9 protein-coding genes are annotated in these 17,807 nt (G+C 55.5%); 5 read left to right on the top strand and 4 right to left on the bottom strand.

The genetic code is table 11. From position 1 onward, the window contains the following. Positions 1-3: 3 nt before the first annotated feature. The 4 genes from B4V04_RS17620 to B4V04_RS17605 all read right to left on the bottom strand — a co-directional run bounded on the left by B4V04_RS17620 (position 4) and on the right by B4V04_RS17605 (position 4,345). A complete protein-coding gene (locus B4V04_RS17620) occupies positions 4-1,554 on the bottom strand; it encodes an ATP-binding protein (protein WP_498232961.1) in 1,551 nt (516 codons plus the stop codon). Next, positions 1,555-2,796, bottom strand: coding sequence for a tRNA-guanine transglycosylase (locus B4V04_RS17615; protein ID WP_498232960.1), 1,242 nt, complete (start codon positions 2,794-2,796; stop codon positions 1,555-1,557). Beyond that, a complete protein-coding gene (locus tag B4V04_RS17610; protein ID WP_435098421.1) occupies positions 2,796-3,254 on the bottom strand; it encodes a DUF6884 domain-containing protein in 459 nt (152 codons plus the stop codon). The genes B4V04_RS17615 and B4V04_RS17610 overlap by 1 nt, the downstream gene beginning before the upstream one ends. Before the next feature lie 458 nt (positions 3,255-3,712). Continuing rightward, positions 3,713-4,345 carry a vWA domain-containing protein gene (locus B4V04_RS17605; protein WP_498232959.1) on the bottom strand — a complete coding sequence of 211 codons (633 nt, stop codon included), beginning with the start codon at positions 4,343-4,345 and terminating at the stop codon, positions 3,713-3,715. 602 nt (positions 4,346-4,947) lie between these two features. On the opposite strand from B4V04_RS17605, the gene B4V04_RS17600 reads away from it, so the two are divergent. From B4V04_RS17600 to B4V04_RS17580, 5 genes are all read left to right on the top strand, one after another. After that, the gene (locus tag B4V04_RS17600; RefSeq protein ID WP_498232958.1) at positions 4,948-6,558 is read left to right on the top strand and encodes a helix-hairpin-helix domain-containing protein; all 1,611 of its coding nucleotides are present in this window, start codon (positions 4,948-4,950) and stop codon (positions 6,556-6,558) included. Between the two features lie 66 nt (positions 6,559-6,624). Continuing rightward, positions 6,625-11,250: a homing endonuclease associated repeat-containing protein gene (locus B4V04_RS17595; protein ID WP_498232957.1), complete on the top strand. Its 4,626-nt coding sequence runs from the start codon at positions 6,625-6,627 to the stop codon at positions 11,248-11,250. A gap of 132 nt (positions 11,251-11,382) precedes the next feature. Beyond that, complete coding sequence (locus B4V04_RS17590) at positions 11,383-16,041, top strand: DEAD/DEAH box helicase (protein WP_498232956.1); 4,659 nt, start codon at positions 11,383-11,385, stop codon at positions 16,039-16,041. Next, a complete protein-coding gene (locus B4V04_RS17585; protein ID WP_498232955.1) occupies positions 16,038-16,970 on the top strand; it encodes a hypothetical protein in 933 nt (310 codons plus the stop codon). Before B4V04_RS17590 ends, B4V04_RS17585 begins: the two co-directional genes overlap by 4 nt. Next, positions 16,967-17,806 carry a hypothetical protein gene (locus tag B4V04_RS17580; protein ID WP_498232954.1) on the top strand — a complete coding sequence of 280 codons (840 nt, stop codon included), beginning with the start codon at positions 16,967-16,969 and terminating at the stop codon, positions 17,804-17,806. Before B4V04_RS17585 ends, B4V04_RS17580 begins: the two co-directional genes overlap by 4 nt. Position 17,807: the final 1 nt, after the last annotated feature.

Genomic DNA, 17,807 nt, shown 5'->3' with positions numbered 1-17,807 from the left:
GTGCTACAGTCGATCCTGAACTCTGACGATATGGATGTTATGCCGACGACCATTGTTATAGATCAGTCGGTCGTTCTTAAGATCAATCGTGACTTCTCCACTATGGTATCCTGAGCGCTCAAGCTCGCTCAGCTCGTCGCGGTCGCCGTACGACCAACAAACGATTTTATCGACGCTCTCAAGCGGTTTATCTTCCTCAAAGTGATCCGTGAGCCGACGGTGAATCGAACTCGCATAGAGGTTGGTATCCTGACGAAGCAGTGCGTTGACCTCCGCACTTGGGTCGTAATCTTCAACTGTGATCTCCGGTTCAGCCCCAAAGCGGTTCGAGCGCTCCAACCCGAGAACGACTTCGGCGTCGTTGGATGGCGTGAATCGGTTTCGGTCTTGAATCCGTTGCTCACGCTTCTCGATGGATGATTGTTGGGACTCTGCGCGACGGGTGAGTTTCGCCTCACGACGGTGAGACAAGTAGTCTTTGAACCACGGATCTGATGCGACCTTCGAAAGGTAGTGACTGAGTTCCTCTACGATCGCCTGGTACACCGGGCTCGACTTGTTCCGTATCTTTTCACGGTTTGCCGATAACTCAAGGTCTTGGCAGTTTGCGATGAAGAAGAAATGGAGGAACTCGTTGTCGTGTGAGATGGTGTCGTTGACCCGCTCAACTTTGATATGATCTTTTGCCAGCCAGACACCGAACTGTGCCGAGTGCTTTCCGTAAGTAGGGAGCTCGTTACGAGCCTCTTTGCCTCCCACCATTCCAACCACCTCTACAGTTGTTTCAGTTCCATTTTCGGTCTCAACGGTGAGTTCCCGGGGCGGGTAGTGTTTACACATCCGAGATTCAGAGAACTGGCCATCTCCAGGCTCAAGTTGCTCGGTTGGGAACTCGAGCTTGTTGTTCATCACCAGTTGGTCTCGTGTATCGTCGATCTCGTCGCCGAGGGTGACCGTTATCTCCATCTCTCGGAAGTCATCTGTGAAGAAGTGGCCCGTTGACCCGGCGAGCGTCTTCCATTTCAGGTAGTGCTCGATTTTGTTGTAAGTGAGCGATGCTGGCGAGAAACCGTGGCCGGATTTGAATCCGGTAATGCGAATGTGCGTCCCGGAGTTCCCTTCTTTGACTGCTTCCTCGTTCAGCACATACTCGGGCATGGTCCGGTTATTGAGCTTTTCCCACGGCTGCTCCATCTGTGCGCGTAAATTGGTCCCGTTCTTCGTGGTATTGACGAGTACCTCCTCGCTTTTGTAGAAAATCTTCGTTCCGTGACCCTTGTACCCGATAGAGCCGTTTTGACGGCCGCGCTTCGTGGAATTTCCCAGATCGAAGAACGACTCGAGATCAGCGTGATCCATCCCCTCTCCGTCGTCTTCGATGATAATCTCCGACCCGATCGGTCGGTCTCGGATGGTGATTTCGACTTCCGTCGCACCCGCATCATAACTGTTCGACAGCGACTCGCGGATCACTTCAAGCGGATCCTCGAAGTCGCTAGCGATCTCTAAAAATTCGTTTACTTCGTTGACTTGTGGCGTTTTAGTTGTCGACATTCAGAAGTACCCTCCAAGTGATTCGTTCACAACGCGATGCGCGTGCTGTTGCATCGACTTTTCTCGACCCAATGACTGTTCGATATATGATCTCAACGCTTCCTCTCCCGGTGTTTGGATCGCGGATTGGATCCGTTTTATTTCTTCTTTCTGGATAATCAGGTTATGCATCGCAACGGCACCGAGTTTGTCTTTCTGGTACTCTACGTCCCCTTTCATCCGGTTGACTAACACGTCATCACTACAGACTTGACAGTCGCATTCCGTAAAATCGACTTCGTCTACGGGCTCTGAATTGTATAATGACGTATCGTATTTCCCGTTGATTGCGGAGTGAATGTACGATGACGAATCAAATGTGTCTGCCCCGACTGCGGCCAAGAGAGGAATCGCACTAGACGAGATCCCGAGCACGTGGAGGGGGAGTTCCTCGAACCCCCAGTCGCTAAGGACTTCACGGCAATCACTCACAGCGGTGATCAGTTTTCCCTTATTGTCTTTGAGTGGAACGAGACTCCCGAGGGCGACGCCATCGAACTCACGATGGACACGGTCCCGGCCGATGGCTTTCTCGATCTCCGTGAGAAACGTGTCGAGCATTGAGTAGTTGTACCCATGGAGTGTCAGATATCGCGTGTCGTCTTGGGTAGTTAGATTGAGGAACTCGTCGACGTTTTCGGCCGTCAGCCGCGCTTTTTCGACTCGAGTGGAGTAGTCGTCGTCCGGCTCAATTGGTCGGTCTAGATTTACGAGGACGTCTCCCCCTAGTTTCCGCTGTATCTCAACGATTGCCTCCTGATCGACGTCCACCTCAAAATTGCTGCCATCTAAGGTACCGTCGCCGAGGAATTTGAATCCACCTGAGTCAAGAAAGAGGGTTCCATTAAAATCGAATACGTCGCGTTCCCTGATCGGTGCGGCGATGTAGTCTTCGTACCGTTCTCTCGAGATGCCGTAGTCAGTGAGTGACGCAACGGAGGTCATCACACCATCGAAATATCGACTGTAATCCCCACCGTTTATGACCTCGTCTCCGTTCATGAACTCCTTGATTGTCCGATGGATACCACCGCCGTATAGGCTGGAATCGGTGCCACCAGCGTAGAAGTTCACTACCGGTAGCAAATTGGGCGTCTCCAGCTCGGTATTGTTTATACTGATCACCCCACTTCGAGCGTCTCCAGCCTCGTCAACAATCTCAAATATTCCATCATCAAGGCGCTGTGAGCCGGAAGAGGCCATCAGGCAATCACCGAGGGTACAGTATCCGACCGGACGAAACGCTTCAGCTGTTTTCCCTTCTCTCCGATTCCTCCACCTTGGACTGTCGATATGTCGACATCGTATCGGTCAGATAAGTCGTCAACCGCTTCTAGGTACTCCTTCCCCAAGTTCAGGACGACTTGGTCGTATCTCTCTTCTTCGATACGTTTACGAACGGCACCGGTCACCTCCTCACGGAGTTCCTCAGCACGAGAAGCGGTCATTCTCCGGTCATACGTAGTAATTGTGTCTTCAGCGTCGATAAGTCCGTATTCTGCAGAGAGAATACAAATGTCAATATCGGATTTGAAGGCCTCCTCTCGTTTCGCCTTTTTGATTATTCTGAAAAAGTATCCGTCGTAAACATCTAGTGCCCGTGTCGGCTCTGTCACCTGATTCTTTGTGGCCGAGCAGGACTGTACTAGCAGCGAAGGCATTGAGAGCTTATCCGACGCGGGGGACCTAAAATCTTCCCACGTAGCGGTCCGGCGGCTAATTCGAGAAGCACGCTCTATTATACTGCCTCCTCCGAGAGTGTATTTCGCCCTTCGCTCGCCATATTAGTCAATAAGATATCACTTCCGCAAAAATGGAACTTTAGATAGGCTATCACCATGTCACAGTCGATGTAACTCGGCTGTCTGTCGCTCAAGCTGGTCCGATCACCTCGAAGGCGTTGAGGACTACCTCAGTGGGAAAACTGATCGCCTTCCCTGTCACGCTCTCCGGTTCCTACCTCGTGTCTACCAACGCGTTTCACAAAGCGTTGACTCAGATACCGTAGACGAGGATCAATAACTGCCATACTGATGGGTAGCCTAGTTGGCTTCAATTAACTCTCGCATGCTCCGGCACCCGAACCGCGGCTCAGAGATGTGATTGAATCCAGTCCGATTTAACGATCTGCTTCATCCTGTCGCAACCGATCTTCGTCGGTGAAATCTGACACCGTTCCAGTTGAGCGCGCGTCACTGATACGCTGAGACGTCGAGTCGTATGCGGCTCTGGCCCCCTTCCCCGAATGAGCCATATTGAGAGATCTGTCCGCATCGATACCCATGCTATCAGCAGCTAGTGCAGCATCCTGATTCGCGCCGATGAAGAGGAATTCCCATTCACACTCCTGCTGCCGCGTTTCGATCTGCTCCCGAATAACATCCTGCGGCGTTTCGGAGGCGTTCTCCCTACCGTCAGTCAGAATCACGACGACGACCGTCTCGGGTCGGTTCGCTGGGTCGATACCGTCGATGAAGCTTGCAGTATCTTCTATTGCAGTCGCGATCGCGTCGTAGAGTGCAGTCTGACCACCTGGCGTGTACGAATCTTTCGACAACTCGGGAGCGCCTTCAATCGCCGTTCCGCGATACGTTATATTGACTGTCGAATTGAAGTCAACGAGAGATACAGTTGCAGTCCCTTCCTCGTTGCGTTGATCAGCAAGAAATGTATTGAACCCGCCGATGGTATCCTCTCGAATGGCCGACATAGACCCCGACGAATCGAGGACAAAGGTAACATGTGCATTCATGATGCACTCAACGGAGGTGCACTATTCCTAATAAAGAGATATTCGTCTATACCCACTCAGTCTCCGCAATAAATTTCCTAGCCGAGTCCGCGGGCGGAGGTACGGGGTACCGCTGTCTACCCAGAACACCTTCGGACTGTAATCTATGCGTTCCAAAGTATTATAGAATTCTTGTCACATAGTAATTATTATGACTCTTGGATTGACTCCGCATTATTAATTGATAACCACATGATATTTCTACTAAAGATCAAACACTGTCGGAGCTTGTCTTTAGAATATTAACCTTGTTGGCCGACTGTCATACTGTCCACACAATTTATTGTTGCCACTCCGGTAGAGGTACCACGATGCCGATAGGTGAGTTGTGGGTATGTTACTGACTGCGGCGATTGTATTGCTTCTGATTGCGCTGTTCACGCAGAGCGAAGCGTGGGATGGATTCGGTATGCTGGTTTATCTCCTTGGCGTAGGGGTTGCGGTTGTCGGTTGGGGTTTCAACGCCTTATCGACGGTTCTGCCAGTCGTATCTGGATGGGGTGGTGTCTTATTATCGCTCGTGACTGGGCCGCTTGACCTTCCAGTGTGGCAGTCGCTTGTGATTGGTACAATCCTGTTTTTTTGTTGCTATCGCTACTGCTGACACGGAGTCATCAACGTCCAGTAGCACGACAGATAGCGCCTCACCTGATTCAGATAGTGCTGTAGTCCCAAACGTTGAGGAACTCCCAGGGGTCGGAGAGCAGAAAGCAGCGGCGTTGCGTGACGCTGGGTATGAAGACGCCAACGATATTCTCGCAGCGTCGAAAGCGGAGTTGACAACTGTTGATGGAATCGGGACGGCGCTCGCCGCGCGTCTCATCGTATCAGTTGAAGATCGGTTTGCAGAGCGCAATGCAGATGGCTTGACAACTGTGGAGTCAGACGGTTCGACTAATGGGGCTGGACTTTCATCCGGTACCGAGTCACCTGACCAGGCGTCCGATGACACAGCCACACTGGAAATGCACACTGACCGTGAGAAACTCCGGTTAGTGGCTGGACTTGAGGCGACGTGCGACCGGATCGAAACACTGGTTGCAACCGGTGAGATGGCTGAGGCGAACGACCGGATACCGGCGATGCGTGCCGCGGTGAGTGAGACACGAGAAGCATTAACCACGCTGTCAGGAGATCGTGATTTGCGGCTGCGTGTGAATGACGTCGAAGATCGGTTAGACGCGATTCCATCCGAAGCTGAAGCCCAGTACGACAAAGTCGTAAGTGATGGAGACGCACACGTCACAACAGCGCAGGATGCAGTCGAAACTGGTGATGTCGATACGGGGCTAGAAGCCTGTAAGAATGCGCATGCCGCGTATCGGGCGGCACAGGATGTGGGACAATCAGCGAATGCAGAGTGGTTTGCTGAGGAAGAAGCTGCAGTGTACAATCGGATTGAGACCGTCGAGTCGCTTACTGACCGGCTTGAACACGAGAGACAGGTGCAGCAGGCAGAAGCAACGATTAACACGCTGACGCAGCGGGTTTCATCACTCAAAGAAACGTCCCAGCTAGGGGAAGCGGAAGACGTCATGCAATCGGTTGTCGAAGACGGAAAAGACGCGCTTGAGCGTCTACCTGATAACATTACCGCGTCGGAGCTGGAACACCGCGTGTCACACCTACGCGAGCAAGTAACAGAATTCGAATCAGTGGCCGACCAACTCGCAGCACAGTCCTCGTCCACTCCACCCACGTCGGACACTGAAGCGATGTCTCTGATCAGGGAAGAACCCGGTGATACGCCGGACTCAGCGGCGACAGCGACTGAGGAACCCCAGAACGTGGAGTCAGCTGCGTCGGAACAACCGAGTGAACCAGAGCATGATGCGGCGGAGTCGCGCTCGTTCGTACGGACCGTAGACAAGATCGACGAAACGGCACAGCATTCCACTCCCGTGGTGTTACAGATTCGTGAGCACCTGACTGAAGACGGTCGACGGCACGTGTTCCGCGCAGTCACCGTTGACGGGGAGTCGGTGCAGCTTGACGTGTGGAACCGACATATAAGCGAATTTAACTGGGAGTCAGGTGCGTGGTACGTATTCGAGTCGGTGCGTGGCCAGCACTGGACGGTGAACGGTGAGACGGGTGTGACGGTAAGCACGACACCGAACACGACCGTCACGCAGCGCGAGTCGATACCGAACGCCGAAGCGACGACGGGGTAGCGGAACCGGCGATACTATTTTATTTGGCGGTTGATGACAGGATGGCAAGCAGTTATCACCTCAATAATGGATCCGTTCAAAAATCAAGTCGATGATCGTACTTCGTACACGGATCTTGACGAGCAGTTCTATGACGCGCGGCTCTCCAAAAACTCGTTGACACAGGGCGATTGGCCGTCACAGATTGACCGCGCCGCAATCGATGTTACGTACGGCGTCGCGCTCGGGACGACTGACGCTGCCTTCGATCACGGAGCGACAATCGGCCGTATGGATTTTGGTACGGCGTGCGGATCACACTATGTTGACGGGTTGCAAGCCCTTGCTGGGTCACAGTCAGACCTGCCACAACTCATCACTGAATACGACGCAAGCGACATCGGCGACTTGGTCTTCCGACTCAATGAACTCCGCGTTGAACTCACGAAACTCGGGTTAGACGACAGCGAAATTGGAGATCTCAACCGCGCAACCGAAGCGCTCATCGAGAAACTCATCACGCAACACGGCGACGAAGAGTTGTCTCGGCAGCCACTGCAACAACCGGAAGCCGTTGCCGACCTGCTGTATCAACTGTTCTCCGACCCGGCGGTGACGAACTACGCGGACATCCTCATCGACTCAATCACGGCAGACACTGGGAGCAGTATCGGTGGGGATAGCCTGTTAACACACCTGGACCGGCCGCAAATGGTCACCCGTTTGTGGGACCATCAGCAACGCGCTATCAAGAGATGGGTCGACAACGGGACGACCGGGTACGTGAACATGGCGACCGCAACCGGGAAAACCGTGCTCGGCCTCGCCGCCATCGCACACCTGTTCGGCGACTTACACCCTGCAGACACGGCTGACATCCCGGCAGCAACACGGTCACCGACGGGCCGTGCAACCGTGCTTATCGTCGCCGGGCAGGATTTACTGCTTGAACAGTGGCAAAGCGAGTTTGACGAGCATCTGAATATCCCGCGGAGCCGCACCGAAACAGACAGCGACGGTGACCGGCGCATCGAACTGGCGTGGGGTGACATTGAATTCCGCACCGCACAGGAACTCCTCGCAGCGGACCCCGGGCTGCACTACGACCTCGTCATTTTAGATGAGGCTCACCGGTACAGCAGCGGGCGGCGCGACAGTCGCGGATGGCGCGACTTATTCGACGACCTCACGACAAACGCCGACAGCGTCTTGGCGATGTCCGGGTCGATCGATGACGAGTGGCTCGGTGACTCGGGCGTCAAAGATGCGCTTGAAGCGAACCTCGCACAGTGTATTGAGTTCGGTATCACTGAAGCCCGCGAGCAGAACGTCATCGCGGATTTCCGGTGGGACGTGTGTTACGCTGCGAGTAAACCCGGCGACACGCTCACCGGAGTCGCAGACTCGACAACCACACTCATACCGGCATACGACACCAGCACGCACAAATTCATGCCGCAGGAACTCTCCGGCGACGTTCCAGCAACCGTCCCAGACACGTTTGAAACGCTCCGTGACCTCCGATCATTCGCGCAGAGCAAAGACGGGAAAGACGCGCGGGATCAGTCGGAAGCGTTCGACACGTTCGCCACTGCAGCGTTCTCCCGCCGACCAAAACGCTGGCAACTCAACCCGCCGCACGACACGATCCGGCAGCTCCTCACCGAACACGTCCCGGAGCGGAAAGCCGTCGTCCTCGTGCAAAGTTACGCGCAAGCCGACGCCGTCTCTGAACATCTTGGTAAGTGGTTCGACACAGACACCGTGTACACGCCGGCGAAAGACGAAGAAGCGCCGTACGACACGATCACGGCGTTCAAACAAGCAGATGCCGGCGTGCTCGTCGGGCCCGGCGACGTGCTTGGTATCGGGGTTGATCTGCCCGACGCCGGCATCGCCGTTAACCTCGCCAAAGGTGGGGTAAACGCATCGCTTATTCAACGCATCGGGCGGATCCTTCGGAACCCGACCGGCGACAAGCACGCGCACTTCTATCACGTCGTTACCATCCCCGGAGATGCCGATGCGCGTATTGCTGGCGAAGACGGCCGGCGACTCCTCCGCCGCGCCAGCGAATTCCGCGCACTCGGCTCCCGATTCCGCGAACACCCCGGGTTCGTCGCCTTCAGCGACACCACCAGTCAAATACTCCGAGAACTCGAAACTGCCGGCGCACGCGCTACTATCGCCGACAACCGCGACACGAGCGACATGGTTGACGACGAAGTCGCCCGCACACTGTTAGACGAACTCATCGATGAGATCGAATCGACACTCGGCGACACTCGAGAGCAGGCTGTTCTCACAACGTACTGGCAGCCTGAATCGCTCACTCCAGGCACGATGCCCGTTCAGGACTCCGTTACTCAAACCAAGACTCCGGGGTCCTCCGAAGCCACAGACGAGACTACTCCGACACGTCTCACCGTCACTGTTACTGACATCGACGGTACCGCGATACAGAACGCCGCAGTCATCGCCGAAACGACCACTGACTCAACCGAACAGATCACCGATGCGGACGGAACCGTTACCATCACGCTCCCCACCTCCGGAAACGACCCGTGCTTGTTCGTTTCCCGGGCCGGGTACCAGAACCAAACTCACAATATTCCAGGCGAAGAGGACACGGTCACGATCACACTACCGAATGCAAGCCACACTGCTCTGAGCGCGCACACGGCGGAAAAAACGGCATCCGACACCACCACAGAACCCGCTGAGTCGTCCGACGAGCCGAGAATTCCGACCAGAGACGAACTCCGTACCGAAATTCGGCGTGTTGACGGTGTCCTTGCCGGATATCCAACCCTTAGTGAGATGGACACACACAGCAGGTACGCGCCCGCACGCTACACGGACGCGTTCGAATCGTGGAACGATGCGCTACACGCCGCCGACATCGACCCAGACCAACGTGTTATCAGTGACGTACAACGCGTTGCTGACCAGGTCGACGGCGTCCCAACGATGGGCGATATCGCCACGCACAGCCACTTCACACCAGCCACACTCGGCGAACATTTCGGAAGTTTCGACGCCGCAATCGCTGCCGCCGGTGTCCATGACTCGAGACAGTCTCCAACACCGTCGACTAAAACTGGCCCCGAACCCACAGAGAGCAACCCTACCACTGCCACACAAGATGTAGACGAGACAGCGGACACAACTAGTACATCGTCCAGTACCTCGAATTCCGACACGACCACCACGAGAACAAGCAGCGATACCTCAACGCGCGATGACCTCATCAGCGAACTACGGGAGTTAGCCAGCGATTGGGACGAGATAGACCGGAAGCTCCTTTACTCGGTTGGTGATCACCATCCGGACGAGTACAAAGACGCTTTCGGGAGTTTAGACGCCGCACTCGTCAAAGCAGGTGTCGCCGACGAAGACACAGTGGAAACGTTCAAAATAAATCAGTCATCACTAACAGAGGAACAAGAGGAGCTCATCACCGAGCTCCAAAACCTTGCGAGCGACTGGGACAAAATCGATCGAAAACTTCTGTATTCCGTTGGCAGTCACCACCCAGATGAATACGAAGATGCCTTTGGAAGTATAGAGGATGCACTCATCGAAGCAGGCCTTGTTGACGCTGAAACAGTAGACAAAGAAAACACGAGAAACCCAAAGCGATCACAACCACCGGATGACCATACCGGTCCGGTCGCAGGGACCACCGGGCACCGCGAGACAGACCAACCGGTGTCTGATAAAACAACATCCTCCGCATCCTCGACGGTTTCGCTGCCCGACGGCCGCGTCGACAAAGTAACTATCACCGTCCTCGAAATTGACTCGAATCCCGGTAGCAAACGCGACGCCTGCCTCCAAGTAGAACTCCAAGACGGTAGCGAACTGCCGCTTGATATCTGGACAACACACAACCTCTCGCTGGACTGGACCATCGGGGCCACATACACAATTGAGCAAGCTCGGCATAAGAGATGGGAGACAGATGCCGGGACTGGTCAGGAGCTCAGTAGCACGAAAGATCTCCAAGCCACACGAATCGATACCAGCTCACGGAACAGCACGTCTGACTCCGGCTCATCATCATCGCCAAGCGAAGGCGCAACATCGAGTAGCGGGGAAACAACCACAGGAAGCAGCGGTACTCCAAGACGCCGTGACCTCCTTGACGCAGTTCAACACGTTGCCGAAACACTTGACCGACCGCTCAAGGCGACTGACGTAAGCAACACCACACAGTACTCAGTTAACGATATCACTCGCGTGTTCGGATCCTGGCAGAATGTTCTTGATGCGGCCGGGGTCGACAACGAAGCCCGACTTATTGAAGACCTACAACGAGTGGCCAACAAACTCGGTCATCAGCCCACCACTACGGAAATGAACGAACATGGTCATGTGACTTCTAGTACCATTGCTAACTACTTTGGCACGTACTCCGCAGCTACTGATGAAGCCCTTGACAAAACAAAATCCTCCCACCCATCGTCCGACACCACTTCGGACGACAACTCAGACAATTCCAACGGTCATGATGTTCCTACAGACACGACTATTAATTCAGGAGAGCTGCAGGAAGTGAACGGTGTCAACGATACAATAGGACGCTCGCTTCGCGAATCCGGTTTCAACACACGGAGTGATCTCAAAAAAGCGTCAATAGACGAGCTCACCGAGCTTGACGGCGTCAGCGAACAAATCGCGTTGCGAATCAAACTAGATGTCGGTGGATAATCAGGATACGGAAGAAATACAACCACGCAAACATCTCGTTATAACTACTCTAACTTTCTAATGCATTCACCACAGCGAACACTCGACTCCGCGATTGACCGTGCGGCAGAGATCACTTGGTGGAACCGCCAAATGACTCGACTCGATGAGGTAGTCGGCGATGAGGAAGCGACATCGTTCATCCGGAACGAAATCGTCGAACAAAAGGGTCCATACGTCGAGTTCGTCGACGCTCCGAAGTTCCATGAGCGGTCAGCGGCAGAGTTCCTCGGTGACCTTGACTACAGCGACGAACTCATTGACGCGATCATCGGTGACCTATTTGACGGCGACCCGAGCGGATCGCTTTACGAACATCAGGCGGAGACGATTGATTCGATTTCGGCTGATTCGAACGACAACGTCTTGGCGGTGCCAACTGCGACGGGGAAGACGGAGTCGTTCTTTTTCCCGATCCTTGATCACTGTATTTCCACGGACGAACCGGGATTGAAGTCGCTAATCGTCTATCCGATGAAGACTCTCGGCGTCGACCAGCTCAATCGGTTTATTTCCTACCTCGATCGGATCAACCGCCACCGTGACCCCGAAGACAGGATTACGATCGGGATTTGGGATTCCGACACACCCACTCGGATAGGGACCCGTGAACACGAAATCGAGGAGGGTTCGTACGTTCGAGGACTCGAATGTCCGCGAGAGGAGGGTGAGAAGCTCCGGATGCTCGGCGACATGACGGTGGGGACGGAAGATAACAAATATTCGTGGATCCGGGTGACACGGGACGCTATCAGAAACGGCGCAGATATCCTGCTCACGAACCCTGAGGCGCTCGACCATATGTTCGTGAGCAACAACTCCGAAACACGCCAGATACTCGGAGAAGACCCGGGGCAACACCCTGTGGAGCACGTCGTTTTCGACGAAGCCCACGTTTGGAGCGGCATCTCCGGTGCCTCTGTCCGGCTCCTCTCGGAGCGGCTCAAATCGTTTTACGCCGAGAGAGATCCCCAGATCACGATGGTCTCTGCTACCGTGGACAACCCTAGGGAACTCGCACACAAACTCACTGGAACGCCCGAAGCTGAAATCAACTCGATCGATTTCACGCCGCGGAAGTTCCCGATCCAATCATCGCCCTCATTCGATCGGTTTGCGCCGTGTGACCTCGGTGAGATTGCCGGTGTACTCGCCCTTGCCGACCTCGGCGAATCAACTCCCGATGACCTCGCCGAAGCCGGCCTCGAGGACGCCTACGAAACGGTCAGCGAGGTCGGCCTCGTGTCTGTCAGTGCTGCGGATGTCGTAACTCTCCCAACAAGCCTCGATTGGGTTCGGAACCCTCTCACTGACGAAGTGGAGGCTTTCCTCGCGGACGACACGTTCGACTCGGTGGCGGAGATTGCATCCACTGAATCGGGACAGAACCATCTTGCCGACACGCTGCTTGAGACCGGTGGCCTTGATAGCGAGTGGTTCGACTTCGTCAGCTCGCAGGTACCGGAGGCTGCGGCGTTCGCTAGTTGGTTCGACGAAGGGACGACCGGCGACGTCGGGTTCAGACACTATGACGGCCTCCTCGCGGAACTCGCCGACGAAGGTGTCGACGAGACCGCCGGAGTGCTGGACGCGGTGATGGCGTTCGGCCGCCTTGCGGGGATGGTGACGGAGAAGTACCACGTCTTCCTGAAGCCGCCGACCCAAGCGTACCTCTGTGAGTCTTGCAGCGACGTTACACGGGATAAACACTGTACCTCGTGCGATACACGAAACGCGGAGATCCAGTTCTGTAAGCGGTGTCACTATCCGTTTGTCGAATACGATACGGCTGACGACGAGGAGAGCTTCCGACCGTTTGACCATGCTGCCCCCGTCGACGACTGCCCGGGCTGTGGTCAGTGGCCTCGGCTCACCGATATCGGCGTGCCGACGACGAGCCTCCTGTCGTACATGTTGACGGAGGTCTGCCGAACGAGCCCGTCGAAGAAGACGCTCGTCTTCTCGGACTCCCACAGCGCCGCCGAGTCTGTCGGTGACAGTATCATCGGGACAGAGTACGGCTTGATGGCGGAGACGCTCTACGTGCAACATCTGATCGAGAACGGGGGTAGTGCCGGCAACTACGAGGCGTTCCGTGCAGTCGCCGATGAGCTCCGGGAAGCGTACTGGGAGCCACTCATCCAGAACGAAATCGACGAGGACGGGACGGCGTACAACTTCCTCCGCACGCTTCTCGACGATATCGAGGGTCACGCGATGCTTCACAATGCGGAGAACCTCCTCGATAGCGCACTTGTCACCGCGGAGCCTGTCATCCAGTTCGACGGCCCTGTCGAACGTGTCGTCGCGCACGAGGCTTACAAGCTGTTCGTGAAAGATCCTCGGGTGGGATTCTCGAAGAACACCATCGAAATTGAGGGGCTATCGCTCCCCAAGATTGCCGAGCGAATTTCGTCTCGCTCTGGTTACGATACCGAAACCGTCCACAACGTCCTCCCTGAAGTCCTTGGTGCGTTGCTCGACGACTCAATCGTCGTCGAGCAATCGTGGGAAGAGGTCAGGCAGACGATAGCGAACGCGAACGTCAGTGAAGACCGAAAAGAGGAAACCGTCGAATACGTCGAGCGGGTCCGCGACGAGTTCAACGGGGCCGGAATTCGTGACGAGGAGTCAGAAACGGGGATTCTCACGCGTGTCACGCGCCGCGACAAGTCGACGCTTACACTCTTAGAGCGAGCGTCATTCTGTACGGATTGCTACCGCTCGTACCCCGTCGGCGACGCCTCACTCTCGGCTTGTCCCGAATGTGGGACCCCGATCGAATCGTACCAGCGGTTCACTCGTGACGAGGACGGAACGCTCGTCGCCGACCCTGGATATGCGGATGTCGATTCTGGCTGGTCGTATGCCGTCGACCACTGGGCTCACGACATTACGACGCCGATAAGAGGTGGTGCTGACCCGGAGTTCATCAGTGTTGGAATTCACAAGGGAAACGTTCCACACACGCTTCGCGGGGCGATCGAGGAGGGGTTCCGTAAAGACGACCCGGACGTCAACATCGTCAGCGCGACGCCGACGATGGAGCTTGGTGTCGACATCGGGAGCCTCGATACTGTCGCCCAAGTGGGTATCCCGCCCACGCTTACGAACTATGTCCAGCGGAGCGGTCGAACCGGCCGGACTCGCGGGAGTTCCTCGCTCGTCGCCACCGCTATTCGGGGCGAACACCCGGTAGACGGGCACTACTACGGGAATCTCGAAACGTTCCTCGATGACTTCGAACCCGTTCGTGTCCCTGACCCCTACCAGTTCGAAGAGCTCCTCGCTGGCCATGTCGTGACTGAGACGTTCGCGTATTTGGCCCGCAACCCGCATCCCTCCAACGTCTTCGAGAGGAAATACCTCCTGAATGAGACCAACCAGAACTTGGACGCGTTCGTTCACAGTGTTGAGGAGAGTCTCGACATTCTACAAGAATTCCTGCTTGCAGAACGCCGAGATGCGCTTGAGCGGCATCTGCGCTCAATCTTTGGTCAAGAGGGCATCGATGCGTTCGAGTCCGTGTTCGTCGACAGTGGGCCCCTTTCGATGCCTCACCGTATCGAGAAAACGTTCTCACAGATCATATCGATGTCGGGGTCGGCGGAGACAAACAAAGCGTTCACCGAATCGAACAACCGCCTCGATCAGTGGCTGGGCCGCCTCGGTTATCTAGCGAACTACCGCAGCTTCGGCCAGCAGTTCCCCGTGAAGTTCTCGGGACGTTCCGAGGGGATCGAGTTCGAGGGGTCCGGTCGACTCTACGATATGTTCCCCGGCCCAGAGAATGACTTGGGATCGCTCGTCACCCTCCACGGTACGGACTATATCGTGGATGACGTCCGCGGAAGTTCGACACCGCTCACGACGGTTATGGTGTGTACGAACGAAGACTGTGAGCGTCCGTTCGAAAGCTACGAACTCGACACGGAGCGGTGTCCGTACTGTGACACCCCTCTCGAAGAAACGAACGTTCATGGGGTGAGTTCGGTCGAGTGTAAACCGGCACGTGGCGGACAGAAGCGGTACAACACTCGTGGATTGATGACTACCGCCGTCTCCGATAGCGACGTTCCCCCGCAAAAGACAGGCTCAATGACTGTGTTCGGACTGGACTGCGAGGCGAGCTACGGGGAACTCGACGTGACGGACTTCGTTTACGCGTTCGAGCGCCGCCACTCATCGAGTCCTGATAAGTCGATCCTCCGGTCGCAAGCGCTCATCGAGCGCGACCCGTCTTCATCGTCGCCCGACAGCGGGAAGTCGTGGGAGGATCGGCTCGAGGAGAGCGAGACCGAAGAGTACGCACCGGTCGGCCAACAGTATCACACGCAGGGTCTGACTATTGAGTTCGACCAGAATGACGTTGCCGACCGACTCGATGTCAGTGACGGTGAGGAGATATGGCCACAGGCGCTCGTTAGCCTGAAGCAGGCCCTCGAGAAAGCGATTGCCGTCGTTGCACAATGCGAACGGTCGGATTTCCGAGTCGATACGGACAAGACTGAATCGACGGTCACCGTTAACATCGTGGATAGCCGCCAGGGTGGGAACGGGATCGCTTGGCAGGTCTGGAACGCGCTCGATGACATCCAGGTCCGGGTCGAAGAGGTCGCCGACTGCGACCGATGCGAGGACTACTGTGACGAGTGCTTACTCCTTTCGCGCACGCCCGCTTACTACCTCGAGAACGACTTACTCGATAACCAGGTGCTCAGTACGCTAATCACCGTTCCCTCAAACACATGACGGAGCCATCGACGTTCAAGCGGCTCAGGAACGCCGATGTCGCGGCCATCCACGACGACACCGGACAGACGTACTGGTGGATGCTTCGATCGCTTCCGGCCATCAACTATCTCGGGTTCCAGACGTTCACCTACCCTACGTCGTGGCGCTCACTCAACACCGGTGGGGAGTTCCCGTCGTACACGCATCAGTACGACTACCTCGACTACGACTACAAAGTCCTCGGCCAACTCGAGGAGGACGCGTTTCGCAACGATTTGGTCGTCACGACGAGTGAGTATTATGAGGCCGAGACTCAGTACTCGATCGATCATCTCGTCAGCCGCTACGCAGCTCGTCCAGAGACGCTCATCGTGGTCACGGACTCACGTCGGTTCACGCCACGCGGTGGACAGCGTCCGCTCTACCAGGAACAGTTCGTCGAGAACGTTGGGTCCTATCAGCGTCTGTATACCGGATTCGAGCAGGTGTATGAGGACGCCGGGTGGGACCTCCCGCTACTGGACACAAAGAACCTCTTCATCCACGACAACGCGAACCTCTATGAGTTCATCACCGGGGAAGAACTCGAGGATACCGAAGCCCTGTTCGAAGTTCTTCCCGATGCACCGTTCCTGCCGCTCTACGCTGTATTCGGGCAGATATTTGCGCGACCAGACGAGTACGGCTCCGTTCCACTCGACGAGGACGACGTGACGGGTCTCGAACGGTGGCTACGCCGGCGCATTGAGTGGGACCGGGAAACCGCGTCCGATGTCGCTCGAAGCCTCAACCGTGCGGTGAGCGACGATGGACAGACGTTCGACCCGTCTTACGCGTCACGGACGCCGGTAGTGAAGGACGCCGCAGACAGGGCGGCCGAGATCGACCCCGACGAATCATCAATTCATAAACGATACCATGCCTGGTTACAACAGCCTAACAGATGAGTAGTAGCGAAGGATATCTCCTGAACGCGATTCAGACGCCAGGGCCACTCCTCCCGGTATATCGATCGATAAGTCACGGGAGCGAGACGAAGTCTCACATCAACAGTGACACCCAAATCGATTCTGGGCTTGATTCCATCCTAGACGGCCTTCGGCTCCTTCGGATGATCGGCAAAGAGGAGGAAGCGTACTACGCTCGTGAGTATGAGTGGGATGTCGGAGACGAGCGCTGGAACTTCCGACTCACCGTACTCCACAACCTTGCACAGGAGTGCCAGTCGAATGACTGGGGCAAGCAAGCCGCTGTCTTGCTCAATTACAAGTTCTTACTCGACAAGGACATCCAGCATTTCGAAAATAACGAAGAACCGATCTACTCCGATATCGACGACTGGTACGCCGAAATCAATTATCGGCCACAGTCCCAGCAGGGATTAATAATGCATAATGATAATAAGTTCGCAAACTGGACGCGGCTCGTCCATTTCCTCGGACTGGTACACAAAGTGAGTGGCCGGGAGCATACCGTCTACCCTGATCCAGCATTAATTCGATACTCACTTGATCTCGCTGCTGAAGACAGTGCGATAAATATCGATGGGACACCCGGCATCGTGATTGAGCAGTATCTCCGCTGGCTCCGTGAGAATCTGCTCTATGTCGAAACGACGTCTGACGGTGCGATCCCAGAAGGGATTGCTCGTGTCCTGTTCGAACTCATCCGAGATGATGAAATACGGGTCGTTGAGTACGGTGATGCCGGCGCCGTTACCCTTGGCGGTATCCCTCCGTATGATGGAATTGATAGCCAAGCAAACGCGATTAAATTGATCTAAG

The sequence above is a fragment of the Halorubrum sp. B52 genome, assembly GCF_059752555.1.
Note: the sequence above shows the minus strand (reverse complement) of the source record. Positions and strands in the feature narration are given on the sequence as shown.